General features: G+C 73.4%; 22 protein-coding genes and 1 pseudogene. 16 read left to right on the plus strand and 7 right to left on the minus strand.

Annotated features, from left to right (window positions below):
* Window positions 1-537: 537 nt before the first annotated feature.
* From M0638_RS26570 to M0638_RS26580, 3 genes are all read right to left on the minus strand, one after another.
* The gene (locus M0638_RS26570) at window positions 538-1,389 is read right to left on the minus strand and encodes an IS6 family transposase (RefSeq protein ID WP_345893076.1); all 852 of its coding nucleotides are present in this window, start codon (window positions 1,387-1,389) and stop codon (window positions 538-540) included.
* A gap of 27 nt (window positions 1,390-1,416) precedes the next feature.
* Complete coding sequence (locus tag M0638_RS26575; protein WP_248669973.1) at window positions 1,417-1,968, minus strand: tripartite tricarboxylate transporter substrate-binding protein; 552 nt, start codon at window positions 1,966-1,968, stop codon at window positions 1,417-1,419.
* 130 nt (window positions 1,969-2,098) lie between these two features.
* Complete coding sequence (locus tag M0638_RS26580; protein WP_248669974.1) at window positions 2,099-2,404, minus strand: hypothetical protein; 306 nt, start codon at window positions 2,402-2,404, stop codon at window positions 2,099-2,101.
* Between the two features lie 307 nt (window positions 2,405-2,711).
* Between M0638_RS26580 and M0638_RS26585 the strand changes: the two genes are divergently transcribed.
* Entirely contained in the window at window positions 2,712-6,041 is a 3,330-nt protein-coding gene (locus tag M0638_RS26585) for an error-prone DNA polymerase (RefSeq protein WP_248669975.1), read from the plus strand.
* A gap of 54 nt (window positions 6,042-6,095) precedes the next feature.
* On the opposite strand, the gene M0638_RS26590 is transcribed toward M0638_RS26585, so the two are convergent.
* The 3 genes from M0638_RS26590 to M0638_RS26600 are packed head-to-tail and all read right to left on the minus strand — an operon-like array spanning window position 6,096 to window position 8,545.
* Window positions 6,096-7,601: a Y-family DNA polymerase gene (locus M0638_RS26590; RefSeq protein ID WP_248669976.1), complete on the minus strand. Its 1,506-nt coding sequence runs from the start codon at window positions 7,599-7,601 to the stop codon at window positions 6,096-6,098.
* Window positions 7,598-8,308 carry an ImuA family protein gene (locus M0638_RS26595; RefSeq protein ID WP_248669977.1) on the minus strand — a complete coding sequence of 237 codons (711 nt, stop codon included), beginning with the start codon at window positions 8,306-8,308 and terminating at the stop codon, window positions 7,598-7,600. Before M0638_RS26595 ends, M0638_RS26590 begins: the two co-directional genes overlap by 4 nt.
* Window positions 8,309-8,311: 3 nt before the next feature.
* A complete protein-coding gene (locus M0638_RS26600; protein WP_248669978.1) occupies window positions 8,312-8,545 on the minus strand; it encodes a hypothetical protein in 234 nt (77 codons plus the stop codon).
* Window positions 8,546-9,002: 457 nt separating this feature from the next.
* On the opposite strand from M0638_RS26600, the gene M0638_RS26605 reads away from it, so the two are divergent.
* A complete protein-coding gene (locus M0638_RS26605) occupies window positions 9,003-9,962 on the plus strand; it encodes a DUF3991 and TOPRIM domain-containing protein (protein WP_248669979.1) in 960 nt (319 codons plus the stop codon).
* Complete coding sequence (locus M0638_RS26610) at window positions 9,959-10,282, plus strand: hypothetical protein (protein ID WP_248669980.1); 324 nt, start codon at window positions 9,959-9,961, stop codon at window positions 10,280-10,282. Before M0638_RS26605 ends, M0638_RS26610 begins: the two co-directional genes overlap by 4 nt.
* A 68-nt stretch (window positions 10,283-10,350) precedes the next feature.
* Here M0638_RS26610 and M0638_RS26615 read toward each other — a convergent pair whose 3' ends face one another.
* On the minus strand, window positions 10,351-10,719 hold the full coding sequence (locus tag M0638_RS26615) for a hypothetical protein (RefSeq protein WP_248669981.1): 369 nt from the start codon (window positions 10,717-10,719) through the stop codon (window positions 10,351-10,353).
* 297 nt (window positions 10,720-11,016) lie between these two features.
* On the opposite strand from M0638_RS26615, the gene M0638_RS26620 reads away from it, so the two are divergent.
* From M0638_RS26620 to M0638_RS26680, 13 genes and pseudogenes are all read left to right on the plus strand, one after another.
* The gene (locus M0638_RS26620; protein WP_248669982.1) at window positions 11,017-12,789 is read left to right on the plus strand and encodes a hypothetical protein; all 1,773 of its coding nucleotides are present in this window, start codon (window positions 11,017-11,019) and stop codon (window positions 12,787-12,789) included.
* Between the two features lie 226 nt (window positions 12,790-13,015).
* Window positions 13,016-13,189 carry a hypothetical protein gene (locus M0638_RS26625; protein WP_248669983.1) on the plus strand — a complete coding sequence of 58 codons (174 nt, stop codon included), beginning with the start codon at window positions 13,016-13,018 and terminating at the stop codon, window positions 13,187-13,189.
* Window positions 13,186-13,998 (plus strand): XF1762 family protein, encoded by an 813-nt coding sequence (locus tag M0638_RS26630; RefSeq protein WP_248669984.1) that lies wholly within the window; start codon window positions 13,186-13,188, stop codon window positions 13,996-13,998. Before M0638_RS26625 ends, M0638_RS26630 begins: the two co-directional genes overlap by 4 nt.
* A gap of 204 nt (window positions 13,999-14,202) precedes the next feature.
* Entirely contained in the window at window positions 14,203-14,538 is a 336-nt protein-coding gene (locus tag M0638_RS26635; RefSeq protein ID WP_248669985.1) for a zinc finger domain-containing protein, read from the plus strand.
* 10 nt (window positions 14,539-14,548) lie between these two features.
* Window positions 14,549-14,878, plus strand: a complete 330-nt coding sequence (locus tag M0638_RS26640) for a DUF5983 family protein (protein ID WP_248669986.1) — start codon at window positions 14,549-14,551, stop codon at window positions 14,876-14,878.
* Window positions 14,875-15,465 carry a Uma2 family endonuclease gene (locus M0638_RS26645; protein WP_248669987.1) on the plus strand — a complete coding sequence of 197 codons (591 nt, stop codon included), beginning with the start codon at window positions 14,875-14,877 and terminating at the stop codon, window positions 15,463-15,465. The genes M0638_RS26640 and M0638_RS26645 overlap by 4 nt, the downstream gene beginning before the upstream one ends.
* Before the next feature lie 167 nt (window positions 15,466-15,632).
* Window positions 15,633-16,205: a DUF4326 domain-containing protein gene (locus M0638_RS26650; protein WP_248669988.1), complete on the plus strand. Its 573-nt coding sequence runs from the start codon at window positions 15,633-15,635 to the stop codon at window positions 16,203-16,205.
* Window positions 16,159-17,130, plus strand: a complete 972-nt coding sequence (locus M0638_RS26655) for an ArdC family protein (RefSeq protein ID WP_248669989.1) — start codon at window positions 16,159-16,161, stop codon at window positions 17,128-17,130. Before M0638_RS26650 ends, M0638_RS26655 begins: the two co-directional genes overlap by 47 nt.
* Window positions 17,127-18,137 (plus strand): phosphoadenosine phosphosulfate reductase domain-containing protein, encoded by a 1,011-nt coding sequence (locus M0638_RS26660; RefSeq protein ID WP_248669990.1) that lies wholly within the window; start codon window positions 17,127-17,129, stop codon window positions 18,135-18,137. The genes M0638_RS26655 and M0638_RS26660 overlap by 4 nt, the downstream gene beginning before the upstream one ends.
* Window positions 18,138-18,208: 71 nt before the next feature.
* Window positions 18,209-18,823 (plus strand): DUF6927 domain-containing protein, encoded by a 615-nt coding sequence (locus tag M0638_RS26665; protein ID WP_248669991.1) that lies wholly within the window; start codon window positions 18,209-18,211, stop codon window positions 18,821-18,823.
* A 26-nt stretch (window positions 18,824-18,849) separates the two neighbouring features.
* Complete coding sequence (locus M0638_RS26670; protein ID WP_248669992.1) at window positions 18,850-19,767, plus strand: hypothetical protein; 918 nt, start codon at window positions 18,850-18,852, stop codon at window positions 19,765-19,767.
* A gap of 232 nt (window positions 19,768-19,999) precedes the next feature.
* Window positions 20,000-20,266: a hypothetical protein gene (locus M0638_RS26675; protein ID WP_248669993.1), complete on the plus strand. Its 267-nt coding sequence runs from the start codon at window positions 20,000-20,002 to the stop codon at window positions 20,264-20,266.
* A gap of 131 nt (window positions 20,267-20,397) precedes the next feature.
* Window positions 20,398-20,990 (plus strand): annotated as a pseudogene (locus M0638_RS26680) (lactate dehydrogenase); the annotation flags it as partial.

Below are 20,990 nucleotides of genomic sequence, written 5' to 3' on the forward strand. Positions count from 1 at the left end.
CCAGCCCACGCACACCACTCCTACACCACGGCTCGGGACACGATCTCCTCGAACGGCTCGGATCGCAGATCACGCGTGCGCCCGTTCTCGGTGACGAATATTCCGAATGTGCTCTGGTGCACGTTTGATATGCCGCACTCGCCGTAGGAGTAGCCGGCAATGACGACCGGACGGTCCACACCTGGAAATGTACCGCGAAACCGGATCTGTCAGCCCTCGCGCCAACGGCGCCTGGGCTGGCTGTCCGGAATAGGGGCGGGTAGGCTTCTTGCCGGCTGAGGGGTGGCTGGGGAGCTCTGGATGGAGTGCGTGGCCTGCGGCTCGGCGGTGGTGACGGAGCGGCGGGACCGCACGGCGCAGGGCTACCGGCGCTTTCGCTGCCGCGACTCCGGCCGGCAGTTCAACGAGCGCAGCGGCGGGCTGCTGAACCGGACGCAGTACCCGAGCGACATCATCGCCCTGGTGGTGCTGTGGCGGCGGTTCTGTCAGGGCTCGCGCCAAGGCGGGCAGGGGAAGGGCATGATGCGTGCGACCGTCCTATGCAGCCTGCAGGATGGCGAGTGCAGCAGCGGTACGACGGAGCTGAAGGAGACGTTGGCGGCTGGCGGAAACGTACTGGCAGTGGCGGGAGCGGACACGGAGATGGTTGCGGAGTTCGTCATGACTTCGACAGAACCGCTGGGCTGAGCTGAAGTTCTTGAAGCCGCGCATACATCGGATCCGGCCTTTCAGGCCCCGGTGGTCTTGTTCCAGTCGGTTATTCTTGTAGGCGCTGTTGCGATGCTCGACATGGCGCCCCAGGGTCGAGCGGATCGCACGCGGGTAGGAGCCGTGGCCGTCGGTGGTGACGCGGGCGGGGATCAGGCCGGTAGCCGATTTGGCCGAGCGAAAGAACGCCTTCGCTGCTTCCATGTCCCGGTGCTCGCTGAGCATGGTGTCGACGAGATGGCCGTTGCGGTCGATCGCACGATACAGATACGCCCACCGACCGCGGACCTTGATGTAGGTTTCGTCGACGTGCCACTGCCGGCCACGGGCACCACCCTTGCCGTGCCGCCGCCGGCGGATTTCGTCGGTCAGCGCCGGCGCGAGCTTCGCCTCCCATTCACGGACAGCCTCGTGGCTGAACACGAGGCCGCGGATGAGGAACATCTCGGCCAGGTCGCGCAGGGTCAGCCGGTAGCGCAGGCGCCAGAGCACGACCAGGGCAATGACGTCGCTGGGGTACTGCGTCCGGTTAAGCAGACCGGCACTGCGCGCGTTGAACTGCCGGCCGCAGGCGCGGCAGCGAAAGGCGCCGGTAGCCCTGGACTGTGCGGTCTCGCCGCTCCGAGGTGGCTGCGGAGCCGCAGTCGATACATTCCATCCTGGGCTCCCACCCTGCCGTATCCGCCCTTGAGCCTATCCGCGCTCGCCTCAGCCGGCTACCCGAGCCTCACCTGGCGCGAGCCCTGACAGAACCGCCAGGTGCGCTGCGGTGCCGACGCCGCCCGAGCCGTAGGTCAGGCCCTGCGGCGTCGACCTGGCCGCGGCGACCAGTTCGGCCACGCTGCGCCAGGGGCGGCCGGCGGGCACGCAGAGCACGGCGGCGTTGGTGACCACGCGCGAGATCGGCGTGAAGTCGCGCAGCGGCTCGAAGCCGGGCTGGCGGTGGAGGAAGTAGAGCGCGGAGAGCTGGTTGCCCGACCAGAGCAGGGTGTTGCCGTCGGGCTCGGCGCGGGCGACGAGCTGGGTGGCGAGCAGCCCGCCGGCGCCGGCGCGGTTGTCGACGATCACGCGCTGGCCGAGCGCCGCGTCGAGCTGCTGCGCGAACAGGCGGGCGATGGTGTCGGAGGAGCTGCCGCCGACGAAGGAGACGACCAGCCGGATCGGGCGGTCCGGCCAGTCGGCCCGCGCCGGGCGGATCAGCTCCGGCCGGGCCAGCGGCAGGGCCGCGAGCGACAGCGCGGCACGCCGGGATAGCCGCATGCGAGGACCCCTCCCATCCGTTGTTGCCGGCAGCGTAGACCGTGAAGGACCGTGGCCACCATGGGCCTCGCCTTCCCATCGACAGGCAGCGTCAGCCGGAAGTGAGGGGGAGGGGGGAACGCCATGCGGCTCAGGAGGCGCGGCTGTCGGCGAAGCCGTTCTCTGTCACCGCATCCCGCGCCGCCGTCAGGGCCGCCAGGGTGTTCTCGCCCGCGCGGATCGCCGCCCTGCTGTCCGGCTTGACCTCCGCCATCGCCTCCGTCGCCGCCTCGACGCCAGCTCGGAACTGCTCCAGCAGTTCCTCCACCAGGTCGGCGGCGCCCTCGGTGCGCCAGGCCGCCACGATCGTCTCCACCTCGCGCCCAACCCGCGCCGGAGCGAAGCCGCGCCCCACCATCTCCTGGACGCGCCCGAGGGCCGCCTTCAGGGGGTTCACCGGTCGCGCCGATGGCCGTGCGCCAGTCTTCCTGCCTGCCATTTGCCACGCTCCGCTTTCTGGAACATATCCTGAACAAGATTGGGTCGAGAATCAGGAGTGTCTGCGTGGCATCGCATGGCTGTGACAGGCACGAACTTCTCATCACCGGTGATCGACAGCCTGCTTTTGCCGTGGTGGCGACATCGGCACCGATCGACACGGGGGACGGGCGGCGACGAGGCGGCCGGGATCGATCCACCGGGCGGCGGGTCAATCGCGTCGTTCGCAAGCGCCCGCCCGCCCTTGCCCGCGGCACCGACTGAGCATGCCGACGGCGAAGCACACCCTGGCTTTCGCGGAGCTCGGCGCCCGCTCCAACTTCTCCCTTCTCGATGGCGCCTCGCACCCGGTCGAGCTGGTGCAGCAGGCCAGCGCTCTCGGCCTCGCCGGTCTCGCCATCTGCGACACGAACAGTCTCGCTGGCACGGTGCGCGCCCATGTCGCCGGCAAGGCACTCGGCCTGCCGGTGCTGGTCGGCACCCGGTTGCGTCTGCTGGACGGCTCGGAGTACCTCGCCTGGCCGAGCGACCGGGCCAGCTACGGCCGGCTGACCCGCCTGCTCTCCGCCGGCCGCCTGGGCGCCGCCAAGAGCGAGCCCTGCGCCATCGGGCGCGACGCCCTGGTGGCCGCGGCCGACGGCTTGGCTCTCGCGCTCGTGCCGCCGCCGGGCCTGCCGGACGCCGCCTTCGCCACGCGCCTCGCCGCCGACGCGGCGGCGCTGCGCAGCCGCCTCGCCTTGCCGCTGCTCTGCGCCGTCAGCCACCTGCTGCATGGCGCCGACCGGCTGCGGCTCGACCGGCTGGCCGCCGTGGCGGCGGCGGCCGGGCATGGCTGTGCCCTGCTCGCCACCAACGACGTGCGCTTCCACGTGCCGGAGCGTCGCCGCCTCGCCGACCTGCTGACCGCCATCCGGCTCGGGCGGACGGTGGACCGGATCGGCTTCGCTGCCGAGCGCAACGCCGAGCGCCACCTCAAGGGCCCGGCCGCCATGGCGCGGCTGTTCGACCGCCATCCCGACGCGCTCGCCGCCAGCCTGCGGGTGCTCGACGCCTGCCGCGGCTTCTCGCTCGACCAGCTCCGCTACGAGTACCCCGACGAGATCCTCGAGCCCGGCCGCACGCCGCAGCAGACCCTGGCCGGCCGGGTCGCGGCCGCCGTGGCGGAACGCTGGCCCGAGGGTGTGCCGGCCGGCATCCAGGATCGTCTCGACCACGAGCTGGCGCTGATCGGGCAGCTCGGCTACGCGCCCTACTTCCTGACGGTCCATGAGATCGTGCGCTTCGCCCGGGCCAAGGGCATTCTCTGCCAGGGCCGCGGCTCGGCCGCCAACTCGGCGGTCTGCTACGTGCTCGGCATCACCGCCGTCGATCCCGAGCAGCACGACCTGCTGTTCGAGCGCTTCGTCTCGGCCAGCCGCGGCGAGCCGCCCGACATCGACCTCGACTTCGAGCACGAGCGGCGCGAGGAGGTGATCCAGTACCTCTACGACCGCTTCGGCCGCGACCGCGCCGCCATCTGCGCCACCGTCATCCGCTACCGCCCCCGCAGCGCCATCCGCGAGGTGGGCAAGGCGCTGGGCCTGTCGGCGGACGTCACCGGCCGGCTGGCCAAGGGCACCTTCGGCGCCGGGCGCGAGCGGAGCCTGGCCGAGATCGCCGCCGCCGACGGGCTCGACCCCGCCGAGGCCCGCCTCGCCCTGGTGCTTGAGCTGGCCGCCGGGATCCAGGACTTCCCCCGCCACCTTGCCACCCATGTCGGTGGCTTCGTCATCACCCGCGGGCCGCTGGTCGAGCTCGCCGTGGTCGGCAACGCCGCCATGGCCGGGCGCACCGTGCTCGAATGGGACAAGGAGGACACCGAGGCGCTCGGCATCCTCAAGGTCGATGTCCTGGCGCTCGGCATGCTCTCCTGCCTGCGCCGCGGCTTCGAGCTGCTGCGCCGGCACCATCGCCGGGCGCTGGATCTCGCCGGCGTGCCGCGCGACTGCCGCGCCACCTACGCCATGCTGCGCCGGGCCGACAGCCTGGGCGTGTTCCAGGTCGAATCACGCGCGCAGATGAACATGCTGCCCCGCCTGCGGCCGGCGTGCTTCTACGACCTCGTGGTGCAGGTGGCGATCGTGCGCCCCGGCCCGATCCAGGGCGACATGGTGCACCCCTATCTGCGCCGGCGCCGGGGGCTGGAGCCGGTCGAGTTCGCCTCGCCGGCACCGGGCAAGGGCGCCCCGGACGAATTGCGGCAGGTGCTCGGCAAGACCCTCGGCGTGCCGCTGTTCCAGGAGCAGGCGATGCGCGTCGCGATCGTCGCCGCCGGCTTCACCCCGGCCGAGGCGGACGCGCTGCGCCGCGCCATGGCGACCTTCCGGCATGCCGGGGGCGTCGACGCCCACCGTGACCGGCTGGTGGAGGGCATGGTCCGGCGCGGCTACCCGCGCGACTTCGCCGAGCGCTGCTTTCGCCAGATCGAGGGTTTCGGCAGCTACGGCTTCCCGGAGAGCCACGCCGCCTCCTTCGCGCAGCTCGCCTACGCCTCCGCCTGGCTGAAGTGTCACCACCCCGGCGTCTTCGCCGCCGCGCTGCTGAACAGCCAGCCCATGGGCTTCTACGCCCCGGCGCAGATCGTGCGCGATGCGCGCGAGCACGCCGTCGAGGTGCGCCGGCTCGACGTGAACGCCTCCGACTGGGACTGCACGCTGGAGCCCGAGCCTGCCAGCCGCGACGGGCTGGCGCTGCGGCTCGGGCTGCGCCTGGTGACGGGGCTGCCGGCCGAGGAGGGCCGGGCAGTGCCCAAGGCGCGGGCGGGCGGCAACGGCGCACCCTTCGCCTCGGTCGAGGACCTGGCGCGCCGGGCCGGCCTCTCGCGCCGGGCGCTGGCGGCGCTGGCCGAGGCGGACGCCTTTGCCGGCCTGCCCGACGGCCGGCGCGGCGCGCTCTGGGCGGCGCAGGGCTGGGATGCCGCGTCGGGGACGGAACTGCCGCTCTTCGCGCCGGCGCGGCTCGAGGCGGCGCGGCCGCTACTGCCGGAACCCGCTCCGGCGCTGCCGGCGGAGGCGCCGGGCGAGGCGGTGGTGTGGGACTACGCCACGGCGGGCCTGTCGCTGCGCGCGCATCCGCTGGCGCTGCTGCGGCCGGTGCTCGACCGGCTGGGCTGCGACGACACGCGCCGGCTGCGCGCCGCCCGGGCCGGCGCCCGGCTGCGGCTGCCCGGGCTGGTGCTGCTGCGCCAGCGTCCCGGCACGGCCAGGGGGATCGTTTTCGTCACCGTGGAGGACGAACACGGCGACGCCAACCTCGTGGTTTACGCCGGGATCGGCCGGCGCGACCGGGCGGCGCTGGTCGGGGCGCGGCTGCTGGTCGCCGAAGGGCGGGTGGAACGCGAGGACCGCCACGCCGAGGTGCCGGTCCTGCACCTGATCTGCCGGCGGCTGATCGACCGCACCGACCTGCTGGAGCAGCTCGGCGCGGTGGACGGCACCGCCGAGGGCTGGGCGCGGCTGCTGGCGCGGGCGGACGAGGTGCGCCGGCCGGAGCCGGGATCACGGCGCGATCCGGTGCAGGCGGCGGCACGGATGCAGCGCAGCCGGGATTTCAGGTAGCGCGATGATGTCCCGGCCCGTGGCGACGGCGCATGCCGGTGCCGCCGGCTGCCATCACGGCAAGTAGCCGTGCAGGAACCAGCGTGTGGGCCGGTCGGGACGGACCTGTCCCGCCCGCCCGATCCACAGCCGCGCGCCGGAGGCCAGCGCCACCCGGTAGTAGTCGCGGCCGGGCCGGGCCGCCGGCTCGCGCCACCACTCGGCTTCCAGCCGGTCGGGGCCGTCCGCCCAGAGCACCGCCTGCACCGTGTCGCCGAGCCGGACGCGGGCAGGCGGGCCGTCCGGCACCGCCGCCAGCACGGTCAGCGGCAGCGGCCGCGCCAGCAGGCGCACCGGATGCCCGAGGCCGGGCCAGGCGGCGCCCCGCGTGACCGCGGCGAAGGCATCCACCCGCTGCACGGCCCGTTCCGGCCAGTGACTCTCGGCGGGTGCGAGGCGCCACACCGGGAGGCGCTGGCCCAGCCGGTCGAGCAGATGGCCCAGCGCCTCCCGCGTCCGGTGCTGCCGATCGACTCCGACCGGGCCCATGCCGTCCTGCACCGCCACGAACGGCTCGGTGCGGTCGGCCTGCAACGTGATCCGCTCGAAGCCGAGATCCGGCGCCAGCCGTTCCAGCACCTCGGCGAACAGCCGCCGCAGCTGCGCCGGCGCGCGGGTCGGCAATCCGGTGCCGATCGTCAGCACCTGCACGTCGCCATCCACCCGCAAGGCCAGCAGCGTCACCTGCCGCGCCCCGCGCCCGGCCTCGGCCAGGGCGTCGCAGAGCCGGCCGAGCAGGCGGTCCACCGCCCGGTCGATGCCCGGACGCGTGACGACCGGATCGACGAAATGGTCCGCCACGGCGAACTCGGCCGGTGGGCGTACCGGCGGCAGCGGTCTTGGCCGCTCGCCCGTGACGGCATCCAGCGCATCGAGCAACTCCCGCCCGAAGCGCCGGAACAGCGGCGCCCTCGGCTGGCGCAATGCCTCGCCGATGTGCCGCAGCCCGAGGCGGTGCAGCGCGGCCAGGGCATCGGCTGGCAACCGCAGCACGGAGAGCGGCAGGGCATCGACCAGGGACCGTGTCCCGCCGTGCGGCACGATGATGCCGTGATGCCCGGCCCAGGCCAGCGCCGCCGCGGCCTCCGCCACGTCGGCGATCACCGCCCGGGCGGCGATGCCGTCCCCGGCCAGCATCGCGACCACGCGCGCGAGCAGCGGCGCCTCGCCGCCGGCCAGCGCGGCGCAGCCGGTGATGTCGAGTGCCAGCCCGTCCGGCGGGTCGATCGAGGCGAGCGGCGTGACGTGCAGGCAGCGCAGCGCCAGCCGCTCCAGCAGGGCGAGGTCCGCCGCCGGATCGGCCGGGCGCAGCACCAGGTCGGGATGCATGGCCTGCGCGTCGGCCAGCGCCTGCCCTGGCCGCAGCGTCGTGCCCGGGGCCTCCACCGCCGTGATCAGCCGGCGGCTGCCTTGCGTGCTCCAGCAGGCGAGCGGCTGCCTGCGCAACGCCGGCTCGGACCGGCGTAGCCGGTCGGTCGCCAGCGTCGGCAGGTGCAGCGCCAGGAAGCGACGGCCGGTCACGACAGCGAGCCTGCCTGCCGCGCCAGGGCGGTCCGGGCGACCGTCTCCAGCATCGCCTTGTCGCGACGCCACGTCACCGACCATGCCCCGCCGCGGCCGCCGGCGCAGCGGAGCAGCGTCAGCTGCCAGCACGGATGCTCGCGGTCCTCGGTCGCCGTCGCTTCCACACGCCAGCGGCTGCGGGCCGGCGAGGGCGGCATCAGCGTCGTGTCGGGCAGCAGCAGCAGGCCGATGCCGCCGCCGGCCTCGGCGGCGAGCTGCAGGCGCCGCGCCGCCACCATGTCCGGCAGGGCACCGCGCAGGACGAGCAGCGCCCCGGCCACGGCGGGACAGCGCAGCGCCTCCTCGAAGGCCCAGAGCCCGTCCGCCGGCCGCTCGGCGCGCACCAGCACGAGGTCGGCGGGAGCCAGTCCGAAGGCCGCCAGCCCCGGCGGCCAGGCATCGGGGACGGGGCTGATCCACAGCGCCGTGCCCGTGGCCCGCGCCAGGACCAGCGCGCAGAAGCCGGCCGCTGCGCCGGGGTCGGCGGCGCGCACCTCGTGCAGCGCGGCGCGGGCGAGGCCGCCGTTGGGGAGGTGGCGGTCGATCGTGTCGCAGAGCGCGATGCTGCCCGCCTCCGACGCGGCACCTCGTTCCAGGCGCGCGACGCGGGCGCGCAGGCTGGCGAGGACAGCGACGCGATCGACGGGCTGGTCGGCAGCCGCCATGCGTCAGACGGTGCTGTGGGGCCGGAGCGCGCGCACCTTCATGACGACGAACCCGGCGCGGCGGAGATGCTGCGTGAGTTGCTCGGCGGCGATGCCAGCGGGCAGCTCGCTGCCGCCGCGGTGGGGCTTGCCGCGCCCGTCGAAGCGCAGCGCGTAGGACAGCGCCTGGGCGATCTCGTCGGCTGACGCGGCGGTCAGGTCGGCACCATCGGAATCGGATCCGGGATCGTCGGTCATGCCGCGACGCTAGGTCTGCCGATACGAACAAATCAAGAACGATTCGGCCTCCAGCGCGCTACTGCTCCAATCGAACGCGTTGAAAAGCCGGAGCTTCCCGCGATGGGCCGTGGGCTTTTGCCATCGCCTCAGGGCATTGCGACGTGACCTTGCCATAGCCCCCGAGCCGACGGCGCTCGGCGTGCTGTCGCAGCGCCAGCGACGCGCCGCCGGCGCAGCCTCGCGCCGCGCATTTCCCGTTCGCATCGCCCGTCACGAACCTCGGCCGGAGCTGGAGCGGAGGAGGAGTGAGGGCATGGAGGAGAGCAGCAGCGGTGGGGGAGCCGCTACCGCGAGCGCCGGGCGCGCGACAAGGGGGCGTCGCTGCGCTCCCGCGCCGGGGCAGGCCCCGGCGGCGCCCTTGTCCCGCGCCCGCGTCGCGGTCGGCGGGTGGGATCCAGGAGAGGGATTCCGGCGCATGCGCGTGAGCGAGGCGGAGCTGGAGCAGCTACGGCAGGCGGCGAACTGCGCGGTGCTGCTGGAGCGATTGCCGCCGCCCTGGCGGCTCGACAAGGCCGAGAGCAGCCGCGACAGCCTGAAGTACCGCCGTGGCAAGGGCGAGGTGATCATCGTCAACCATGGCGGCCGCGGCTGGTGGGATGCCGGCGGCACCGCCAAGGGCGACGTGTTCGGGCTGGTGCGGCATCTGCGGCCCGATTTGCGCTTCGGGCAGGCCTGCCGGCTGCTGCAGAGGATCGTCGGCCTCGAGCCGGCCTTTCCCGCCTGGCACCGCGAGAAGGCCAGGCAGCCCGCCGAAGGACTGGTGCCGGCATCCGTCCGCTGGAGCCGGGCGCGGCCGATCCGCTCGGGCACGCATGCCTGGCGCTATCTCGCCGGCGAGCGCCGCCTGCCCGCCGCGGTGCTGCGCGCCGCGGCGGCGGCTGATGCGGTCCGCGAGGGCGGCTACGGCACGGCATGGTTCGCGCACCGCGACGCGACCGGCGCGCTCACGGGTTTCGACATGCGCGGCCCGGACTACCGGGGCTTCGCCAAAGGCGGCGACAAGACGCTGTTCCGCTTCCCCGGCTGGCCAGCGCACCGGGCGGTGCGTCCCCGGCGGCTGGTGGTGACCGAGGCGCCGATCGACGCGCTCAGCCTGGCCGCGATCGAGCGCCGGCGCGGCGACACGCTCTACGTCGCCACCAGCGGCGGCATGGGCCCGGGCACGCTGCTGGCGCTCGACCGGCTGCTCGCCGGCATGGCGGGCCTGGCCGGCGCGGTGCTCGTCGCCGCCACCGACAGCGACCCGGCGGGCGAGCGCTACGCCGCCCTGCTGGCCGAGCGGGCCGTGGCGGCGGGCGTCGCCCACGAACGTCTGCCGCCGACCGGCGGGCTGAACGATTGGAACGACGTCGTCAGGCGCGGGAGGGGTGCATGATCCGCCCCGCCGAGGCGCCCAGCCCGGCGGCGGCAGCGCTGGCGCGTGACCTGCGTGCTGCCTTCCTGCGGCTGCCGCCCGGCCTGCGGTCGCGCTGTCGCGTCCCGCCGAGCGGCGATGCCTGGATCGACCGGCCGGTGCTGGTCGAGGCGGGCGACCACGCCGACCATCACGAGGGCATCATCGTCGCCGGCCCGCGCGACGAGGCGGGCGCGTGGCTGCTCGACGCCGCCTTCACCCTGCTCACCCTGGACGATGACGGCGTGACGGCCGCACTGGTCCGCGTGCACGGCTGGAACTGCCATGTCGAGCCCCTCTGACAAGGCCGCGATGGATCGCCGCCGCATCACGCACCAGGAGATTGTGTGTAGAGGGAGGGCGGACCTGATCACCGCGCGGCCATGCCCAGGCCAATGCGCACGCGCTCGACCACCCTGGCATCCCTGGCCGCGACCGCCAGGACGGCCACGCTGCCGTCGAGGGTTGCAGCCAGGGCACCGGCGAAGCCGGGGTTACCCATCTCGCGGCGCGCGAGCCGGTCCAGCACGGCGGCAACCCGTTCGCCCTCTGCCGTCCGCTCGACGGTGAAGACACGCAGCGTCCAGCCCTCCTGCTTCGGGATGGCAGCCAAGGCCGCCCGCTTCAGCGCGGCCCTTACGTCCGCACCGGCGGCGAGACGGAAGGTGCGGCCTGCATCGCGGATTCCCTCGCGATAGCCACGGACACGGAGGGAGCGGGACAGGGGAGCGTCGATCATCCCGGTAGCTTGCCACGTGATGGCGCGCCACCGGAAACCCGGCCACCAGCCCGGTTCCGGCACCGCGGGTCGAGACGGCCGACGAGAACAGGGTCGGGCGACAGCGAGAGGCCAGCCGAAGGGGAGAGGAACGAAGCAGGCCGGGAAGGGCCGGGTACGTCCTGCCGCCCGCGCCGTCTGCGCGGCAAGGGTTCGTCGCTGCGCTCCCGCCGCGGTGCGGCGCCCTTGCCCCGCACCCGTCGGGACGGCGGCGGGGCAGGGGTCTTCGAGCGAGAAGACGCCAGAGCGGAGAGCCTCATGACCGACACTACCAGCGCCGATGCCGGAAGCTCGGCACCCCTGACCCGCATCCGCGGCAGTCTCGGCCCCAAGGTGCTGCGCAAGAGCCCCGAGCTGTTCAACCAGGGCCTCGCGACCGTGCTGGCCGAGGCGCTGCAGAACAGTCGCCGCGCCGGTGCCACCCGCGTCGACATCGACCTGCTGGGCCAGGCGCCGGGCCGAACCCTGGTGCTGCGCGACGACGGCGGCGGCATCGCCGACATGGCCAGCCTCGTGACCCTTGGTGCCTCGGCCTGGGACGAGCGGATCGAGGTGGCCGAGAATGCCGCCGGCATGGGCGTGTTCTCCCTCGCCTCCCGCGGCGTGACGGTGCGCTCGCGCGGCCAGCGCGTCACCCTGACACGGGCGGTGTTCTGCGGCGAGGACGAGGCGGTGGTGCTGCCTGACCCGGAGATCGCGACCGGCACCGAGCTGACCTTCTCCATCACCGAGGCAGGGGTCGAGAAGCTGATCGCGCAGGCGGCCCGCTTCTACCCGCTGCCGGCGACGCTGAACGGCCAGCCCCTGCCGCAGGGCGACTTCCTCGATGGCGCCGCGCACGTCATCGCTTGGCAGGGCCTGCGCCTGGGCGTGTTCCACGAGGTGCCGCTCGCCGTGCGTGCCGTCCATGACAGCCACTGGGGCAGCGATCGGCATCTCTACCTGAACTTCCATGGCCACGTCGTGCGTTGCGCCAGGCCGGTGACGCTGGCGGAAGAGGACGGTGAGCGCTGGTGCGTGCTGGTCGACGTGGTGAACGCGCCGGACCTGCGGCTGGTGCTGCCGGCGCGCAACGAGCCGATCGAGAACGATTTCTTCCGCGCGATGCGGCACCGGATGGAGCGGGCGATCCTCGAGGCCATCGCCGCGCGCGGCCGGCATGCCCTGGCCTTCGCCGATTACCGGCGCGCCGGCGAACTCGGCATCGCCCTGCCGCCGCCGACCATCACGCTGCCCGCCTGGCGGCCCGGCAGCGACGAGTGTCGCAGCCGCCTGGACGCCGCACCGCCCGTGACGCTCGGCCGCGAGCTGGGCGAGGTGCTGGTGGTGCCGGGCCCGCTGCATCTGGGGTGCCATGAGGAGGCGAACCTGCGGGCCTTCCTAGATGCCTGGCCCGATCATCCGGCCGTGGTGGAGGGGCGCGACGCCTTCGCCGGCTATCCCGCCTATGACGCGCTCCCACGCATCGTCGGCATGCAGGCCGGGATCACTGCCATGGACGGGCAGCTGGACCACTGGCCACCCATCATGGCCGACGCCGCTCCGGGGAGCGACCCGATCGAGGCCGAACAGGTTCGGGTGAGAGGGATCGAGGTGCGGCTGCTGGTGCGCGACCCTGCCGGAAGGCAGGCCCGGCCGACGACGCGGCATGCCCTCGCCCTGCCGTTCCTGTTCACCACCGAGGCTGACACCGACGACTTCCCGGGTGTGCTGGCGGTGGCCGGGACCGATCCGGTGGCGCTCGCCGATGTCCTGGTGGCCGGCTTCTTCACGCACAACGACGATGCCGGTGCCGACAGCTACGAGCGGCAGGTGGAGTGCTACGCGGCCGACGCGCACGACCTCGCGCGCCGTCTCCTGCTGACCGAGACCGAGGCGCGCATCGCGCGGGTGATCGACGGCCTGCGCGAGATCGGCTGGCTGCTGCGGGGCTTCGCCGGCGGCCGGGTGGAGATTGCCGTCCCGGCCGGCGCCCCGGCCATGCTGCGGCTCACCGCCGGCGACGGGACGGTGCGGGAGGTGCCGTTGTAGGCCTGCCCCGCAGGCCCGCAGACGGGAAGGAAGGAAGAAGGGAGGCGAGGGGGAGCTGGAAGGGTGAGGCAGGGGCAGGAGGCTGCCCTGCCACTCGCGGCGGGGGCGCCGCAAGGGGTTGTCGCTGCGCTCCCGCGCGCCGGGCGCGCGCCCTTGCCGCGCCCTCGCCGGGGCGGCCGGCGGGCTGGGTCTTCGGGATGGAAGACGCAGCAGAAGGGATGGGATCATGGATCTCGCCGACCGCCTCGCCCGGCGCCGGGGGCGCCGCGAGGACCTCGCCGCCATTGCCGGCCTCCTCGCCTTCCTGGCCCTGATCCTGGCCGTCGTGGTCCTGCCGGGCTTTTTGGTGCAGGGCGCCTCCACCATCCGGGTGCCCGCCCGGCAGGAAGCCAGGTCATGAGGGTGCAGGCCCTGTCCCGCACCAGCGACGCCGCCACCCCGTCATGCTGTCCGTGGTGTGGCGAGGCGGCGGTGCTGGAACTGGCCGAGGCTTGGTCGGACCACGCTTTCCTGATCGAGACCTGTTGCCTCACGGCCCATGAGGCGGCCTGTGCCGGCATGGTCGAAGATCCGACCTGGGCCCGCGACCTGCTCCGCCGCCTCGGCGCCGAGGCGCTCGGCGGGGCCCCGCTGCGCCGGGTGGCCGACACCGGCTGCGGCCAGTTGCTGCTCGACTACCAGCTGGCGGTGCGGCCCGTCGGCTTCGCGGCGGCGGCGGCCTTCGTGCGCCGGCATCACCAGCACTGCGATGCACCGGCTGCCTGGCGCTTCGGCGCTGCACTGGTCAATGGCATGACGTCGCTTGGCGTGGTGATGGTGGGCAACCCCGTCGCCCGCGGGCTGATGGGACGCGGCACGGTCGAGGTGAACCGCCTCTGCCTGCGGCGCGACGTGCCGGCGGTGCTGCGCTGGAACGGCTGCTCCAAGCTCTACGGCTGGGCGGCCCGGGAGGCCGCGCGGCGCGGCTTCGAGCGGATCGTCACCTACACCCGGGCCGACGAGGAAGACGGCGGCAGCCTGCGCGCCGCAGGCTGGACCTGCGACGGGCGCGTGCGGGGCCGCTCCTGGAACACGCCCGGCCGGGCACGGCGCGACCATGGCGTGCCGGTGGACAAGCTCCGCTGGAGCCGGGCGCTGCGGCCCGCGCGCCCGGCGTCGCGGCCGCCGCGTCCGGCCACGGTGATGCCGTTCACTCTGGATGCCGCCTGAAGCCGTCGTGCCTGTGACCGGAGCCACTGGCCACGGCGCGGCGGCATGAAGGGAAAGCAGTATGGCAGGAAGGGAGGAGGGGGCTGCCGCACCCCGTCCCCCGCCGCAAGGGCGAGGGCCTGGCGGCCCGCCGCTGCGCGGCGCCCTTGCCCCGGCGGCGCGGGGCGACGGCGCCGCGGGAGGTGTTCGGAAAGGAACACCCCCATGGAAATCCGTCGCCTCGCCCTCCGTCCGGCCACGGCGCAGTCCAGCCGCCTGCCCGTCGCCGATGCCGGCGGCCCGGTGGCTTGCACCCGCTGCGGCGGCGCCTACGAGCACGATCCTACCCTGCGGGTCGGCTGCCCTGCCTGCGCGGCGGCACCCGGCCAGCCCTGCCACAGTCCCGCCCATGGCGGGGTCCGGCAGTCGCACCTGAGCCGGGGCCGCGAGGCCCTCGCCAGCGGCCGGATGCCCGTCTGTGGCGCCCTGACCTGGGACGGGCTGCACGCCTTCGCGGTGCCGGTACGGACGCCGGGACGCCACGACGCCCTGCACCATTGAGGAGCATCCCATGAACCCCGTCCGCCATTTCCTCGACGTCTCGACCGCTCACCTCACGCCGGCGGACCGCCTCTGCCTGGATACGTCGGCGCTGGCCGGGATACGGGGCGAGCTGTGCTGCGGTGCCATGCCCCATGGCTGGTTCGTCCATGCCGACGAGGAGCGGCCTGCCATCTCCGGCACGCTCTGGGCGCTGATGGTCGAGGCCCGCGGACGCGGCTGCGACTATCTGCTGTTCGACGCCGACGGGCCGGTCCTGCCGGGCTTTCCCTGCTTCGATTGGGAGGCGCCGATGCCTTCCTCTCCCGCCAACCCAGCTGTGCTAGGATCGGCCACATGAGCCAGCCTGCCGCCAAGCCCTGGACCCCGGAGGAGTTCCTCGCCTGGGAGGAGCGCCAGCCCCTGCGCTACGAGTTCGACGGCTTCCAGCCTGTCGCGATGACCGGGGGCACCGCCGCGCATTCCGCGATACAGGGCAACCTTGCCGCCGCGCTCGTCCCACGGCTGCGGGCAGGTCGGTGCCGGTTCTTCAACAGCGATTTCAAGATCGAGACCACGGAACCGCACTACCGCTATCCGGATGGCTCGATCGTTTGTCGGTCCGTGGCGCCGACCGACACGAGGGCTGCCGATCCGGTGACGTTGTTCGAGGTGCTGAGCCCCAGCACGGCGGACGAAGACCGCTACACCAAGGCGCTGGAGTACCAGGCGATCCCGAGTGTCCAGCGCTATGTCATGTTGGAGCAGAACGCGATCCGGGCGACGGTGCTGGAGCGCAGCGGGGAGAGCTGGACTGTGCATCTGCTGATGCAGGGCAGCATCCTCCGCCTTCCGGAAGCCGGGATCGAGGTTCCCCTCGACGAACTCTACGAGGGTATCGACTTCGGCGCGCCGCGCCACCAGGAGCCGACCACCGAGGCGCCGTAGCCGCGCCTGACGGCCGGAGTCCCGAAGACAGGATAAATCCCTGCTGTCAGGGATGCGTCCGGCGCGGCAGGGGTGCGTCGGCCAAGGCCTCCCGCGCGCGGCCACGCGCCCTTGCCCCGCCAGCCGATTCCTGATGGCCGGATCGCATCGCGAAGGGAGATCGAGCGATGCGGGTCACGGTTCACAACCTGCGGTATGAGGCGATGCGGCCGGGTGACGTGAGGATCGACCGGCGCACGGAGTTCGGCAACGAGTTCGTGCTCGGCCGCGACGGCACACGGCCGGAGGTGATCGCGAAGTTCGAGATGGCGGAGCGCGCACGTCTCGCCGATCCGGTCAGCGGCCCGGATCGGCGCGCGAAGGTCCGGGCGATGCGCGGCCACCGGCTGTTCTGCTGGTGCCCCCCACTGGCCTGCCACGGCGAGGTGTACGTGAAGCTGGCGGCGGAACTGGTGGAGACCGGGGAAGTCGGAGAGGGCAATCGCGCGCCGGACGACGGCTATGTCTGGAGATCGGGAAAGCGTGAAACTCCGAAAGTAGGAGAATGGGAGAAGGGAGCAAAGGCCGTTCCGCACCGGCCCGGCCGCCGCAAGGGTCCGTCGGCTGGCGCCTCCCGCGCTCCGCGCGCCCTTGCCCCGGCCCGTCCGGATGCGGGGCCGGGGAGGTGTTCCGAGAGAAGGAAAGAGAACACCGATGGCTCAGCCCCGCCGTCAGGCCGCCGATCGCCCGGGTCCCCGTGACCACTACGCCGAGATCACCAGCCAGATCGTGGCGGCCCTGGAGGCCGGCACGGTGCCGTGGCGCCGCCCCTGGGAGCAGGACAAGGCAGGCTCCGGCCCGCTGTCGCCCCGCAACGGGGTCACCGGGCGCCGCTACCACGGGATCAATGTGTTGCTGCTGGGCATGACCGGCCTGGCCTTCGCCGGCACGGATCCCCGCTGGCTGACCTACAGGCAGGCCGAGGAGAAGGGTTGGCAGGTCCGGCGCGGCGAGCGCGGCAGCCGCGTCTTCTTCTTCCGCAAGCTGACCCTGCGGGACGGCGAGGTGGGACCCGATACGGGCGGGGAGGGCGATGGCACCCGCACCGTGCCGGTGCTTCGTGCCTACACCCTCTTCCACGCGAGCCAGGTGGACGGCATCCCGGCCTTCGAGACCCCGTCCGTCGAGGAGGCCTCCTGGCGCACGCCCGAGGCGGCCGAGACCATCATGCGCAACAGCGGCGTGGTGTTCCGCGAGGGCGGTGACCGCGCCTACTACTGCCCCGCCACCGACCACATCCAGATGCCCCCGCGCACGGCCTTCGCCGCGCCGGAGGGCTACTGCGCCACCGGCCTGCACGAGCTGGCCCACGCCTCCGGCGCCAGGCACCGGCTCGACCGTGACCTGACGGGGCGTTTCGGCAGCCACGCCTACGCCCAGGAGGAGCTGCGCGCCGAGCTGACCTCCTGCTTCGTCGGCGCCGAGCTGGGCCTGCCCTGCGACATTCCCAACCATGCCAGCTACGTCGCCTCCTGGCTGCACACGCTGCGCCAGAACAAGCGCGAGATCTTCCGCGCCGCCGCCGAGGCCCAGCGCATGGCCGACTACCTGCTCGGCTTCCACCCGGACCATGCCTGGCGAGCCGCCGAGGAAGCCCGGCGGGACGAGACCGCGGAGGCGGCATGAGCGCCGCCCTGCTGCGGGGCGCGACAGCGCTGGTCCCGGAGCTGCGCTCCTACGACCACATCATCCTGTTCACCTCGGGGGGCAAGGACGCCACGGCTTGCCTGGTCGAGCTGCTGGAGCGCAGCGTGCCGCCGGCGCGCATCGAGATGCACCATCACGAGGTGGATGGCCGCGGCGGGGCCTTCATGGACTGGCCCGTGACCGGCGCCTACGTCGCGGCGCAGGCCGCGGCGTTCGGGCTGCCGCTCTACCGTTCCTGGCGCGAGGGCGGCTTCGAGCGGGAGATGCTGCGCCAGGATGCACCGACGGCGCCGATCCTGTTCGAGACGCCTCATGGCCTTGTGCGGACAGGAGGGGCCGGGCCGCGCAACACCCGGCTGCTGTTTCCGCAGACCTCGGCCGACCTGTCGGTGCGCTGGTGCTCGGCCGCGCTCAAGATTGGCATCGGCGCGGCCGCCATCACCGGACAGGACCGCTTCCTGGGTCGACGGACCCTGGTCGTGACCGGGGAGCGGGCGCAGGAGAGCCCGGCCCGGGCGCGCTACGCCACCTTCGAGCCGCACCGTACCGACACGCGCGGCGGCTCGCGCCGCTCCCGCCACGTCGATCACTGGCGCCCGGTCCATGGCTGGGACGAGGTGCGGGTCTGGGACGCGCTGCGGCGTCACGGCGTGCGGCCGCACCCGGCCTACGAGCTGGGCTGGTCGCGGCTGTCCTGCATGGCCTGCATCTTCAGGTCGGCGTCGCAGTGGGCGACGATCCGCCTGATCGCGCCGGTCCTGTTCGAGCGCATCGCGGCCTACGAGGCACGCTTCGGCCGCACCATCCAGCGCGCCCGCTCCGTCCGCGCGTTGGCCGATCTCGGCCGCCCCTATCCGGCCGCCCTCGCCCGGCCCGATCTCGTCTCGCTCGCCCTGGGCGCGGTCTGGGACCGGCCGATCCTCGGGCCGCCCGCCGACTGGACGCATCCGGCCGGCGCCTTCGGCGAGGCCGCCGGCCCGACCTGACCCTTGCGCGGATTGCCGCACCCGGCTCCGCTCAATGCCCCATTCCGCAACCGAGCACAGAGGAGGCCCCCATGGGCTGGCTCGTTTCCGCTCGTCCGCTCATCCGCGAGACGCCGGCGCAGCACCTGACGCGCGACTACACGACCGACGACGAGCACGGCCGCACCGAGGTCCTGGCCGCCTCGCAGGTCGGCCGCGCGGTCTACATGGCGGTGCGCCGGACCGAGAGGGCCGGACCGCGCGCCGGCCGGCCCTACACCTTCGCCGCCGTGATCCTGGTGTTCAACAACGCCAGGGACGGCTTCGGGCGCAAGGACATGGACGAGAGCGCCGGCCCCTGCGAGGTGGCCTGCCCACCCCGCATCATGGCGCTGCTCTCCCCGGTCGAGGATCTGCCGTCCCCCGGCCATGCGGCCGACTGGCGCGGCCGCGTGGAGGCCGCCAGGCAAGAACGACGCGAAGTAACCGCCAGCAGGAAGCATCTGCTCCCGGGTCAGCGGGTGCGGATCACCGAGCCCCTGAGCTTCTGCAAGGGCGTCGTGGTCGCCACCGAGTTCGAGGTGGTGCCGACACCCGCCGGGCGGCGGGGACCTATCTTCCGGCCGGTCGGACACGCGTTCCTGTGCCGCCTGCCCTCGCGCCTCCTGGCCGTGGCCATGACGGTCCCGACCCCGGCGGCGACGTGATCCCCAGGAAGGATGCACTGGACCCCGTGCCGGGACCGGGGCCGCATCCCCTCGACAGTCACGAGGAGCGCTGCCGCCTGCGGCTGACGCTGAGCGACGGGCGCGTGATCGAAGGCCTGCACAATGCTGTCGCGGGGCGACATTTCCTGCACCGCACCGGCCCCGGCCTGCCGCTGGTCGGCGAGGTCGAGGGACCGCTGCAGGCCAGCGACATCCGCGCCATCGAGGTGGTGATGACGCGCGCCGCGCTCCTCGAGCAGGGGCGTGAGCTGCTGCAGGGCCCCCGCGTTCCCGGCCGGGAGCCGGTCACGCGCGACGACTTCGAGCATCGCCTGCAGACCCTCGCGCGGGCCGTCGCCGCGGTGCCGGAGGCGGACTGGCAGATGCAGGTTCGCCTCAAGCGGCAGTTCGAGGCCTGCGCCGAGCGGATCGCGCTCGGCCAGGGCAAGCAGGCCTGGATGCTGGCCGAAGCGCGATGGGCCCGGAAATCCAATGCCTCCCCCACCATGGCGGATCTGTGGATCGAGCCCGTGGCCAGCCCATCCTGCTTCGCGCGTCCGCGCCCGCAGGATTTCGACCCCGACCCGGCGATCCGCCGACGCCGGGTGCCGCCTCCCCCCGAGGTGCGGGCCGACCCGTTCTCGGTCCCGAACATGCTGGCCGCGCTGCTCGGGCGGGATCTCAAGGCCCGGATCACCCGCTCGGGCGATCCACCTCACGCCGCCGCGCACATCCAGGTGGACATGCCCGTGAAGGGCCGGGCGCGCTTCGTGCTGATCGGGGAGCGCTGCCGCGGCACGACCAGATGGCGTGCGGTCTGGGACGGCAACGACAGCAAGCCCGGCCTCCGGCGGCGACTGTCCGAGGCGACCGAGGCCTACCGCCGGATGCTCGCGGCCATGCGGGAGGGGCGCCGCTCCGTCCAGCCGGACCTGTTCGGCTGAACCATACCCTCCCGTGCTCAGGGGCGCATGTCCTCATGAACACATGGGGGAATGAGGGAAAGGGGGAGACGGGGCAGGAGGAGGAGGAGATGGGCGCTGCCACCGCGCTCCGGGGCGCGGCAAGGGTGCGTCGGCTACCGCCTCCCGCCGCTGCGCGGCGCCCTTGCCCCGCCCCGGACCGGGCGGCCGGCTCGAAAGTGTCTTGAGAAGCAGGACACGAGGAGAGCAGGGCATGGGGCAGCGATACAGGGTCTGGCTGGAGGGGCTGGACGAGCGCAGCCGGGCGCTGGTGCGCCTCGGCGGTGCGTGGTCCCAGCGCCACTGGGCCAACACCGGCTTCTTCGACGTTCCCGGCCAAGTGCTGCGGGATCTGGTCGCGGCAGGCTACGCCGAGAGCCGCAAGCCACCCCCGAGTTGCCCCACCGAGTACCGTGGGCTGCCGCCGGCGGTGTTCGCCGCGCAGCCGATCAAGCGGACCAGCCCCGCCTTCGGCACCTGAGCCGCTGACGGGCGCCTGAGCGCCCGGACCGCGGACCCTACCAACCCACACCACGCAGAACGCCGCCGCGCCAACCCGGTCGCCCCTTCGGGCCACCGGGCGCTCGCGCGTGCGCGCACGGAGCCGATCCCATGGCCAAGGCCGCCCCGTCCTCCCAGCTCAGCCTGTTCGATACCACAGCGCTCTCCTCGCCCTTCTCGCTGTTCGGCGACGGCGGCAACCTGCTGCCCGCCACGGGCGACGACGACGAGGATGCGGCCACGGCAGCGCCGCTGGCGCCGGCGATCGCACGCGTGGTGGCCCGGGACTTCCGCCTCACGGGCGAGCGCGGCCTGGCCAGTGCCTGGAAGGCCCGCGCGGCCGACAACCTCGCGGCCATCCGGCTGATGCAGCGGATCGAGGGCGAGACGCGGCCGGCCACGGCCGAGGAACAGGCGATCCTGGCGCGCTTCGTGGGCTACGGCGCCGGCGACCTCGCCAACGCCCTGTTCCGCCGCCCCGGCGAGGCCTGGCGCGAGGGATGGGCCGAGCAGGGCGACGGGCTGGAGCAGGCGGTGTCGGCCGCCGAGCTGGCGTCGCTGAGCCGCTGCACCCAGTATGCCCACTTCACCCCGGAATACATCGTGCGGGCGGTCTGGGCCGGCCTCGCCCGCCTGGGCTTCGTGAGGGGCGCGATCCTGGTGTCGGGCGCCATGGGAAACTGGACGGAGGCGACGGGGAGAAC

This window comes from Roseomonas acroporae (genome assembly GCF_023223525.1).
GTDB lineage: Bacteria > Pseudomonadota > Alphaproteobacteria > Acetobacterales > Acetobacteraceae > Roseomonas_E > Roseomonas_E acroporae.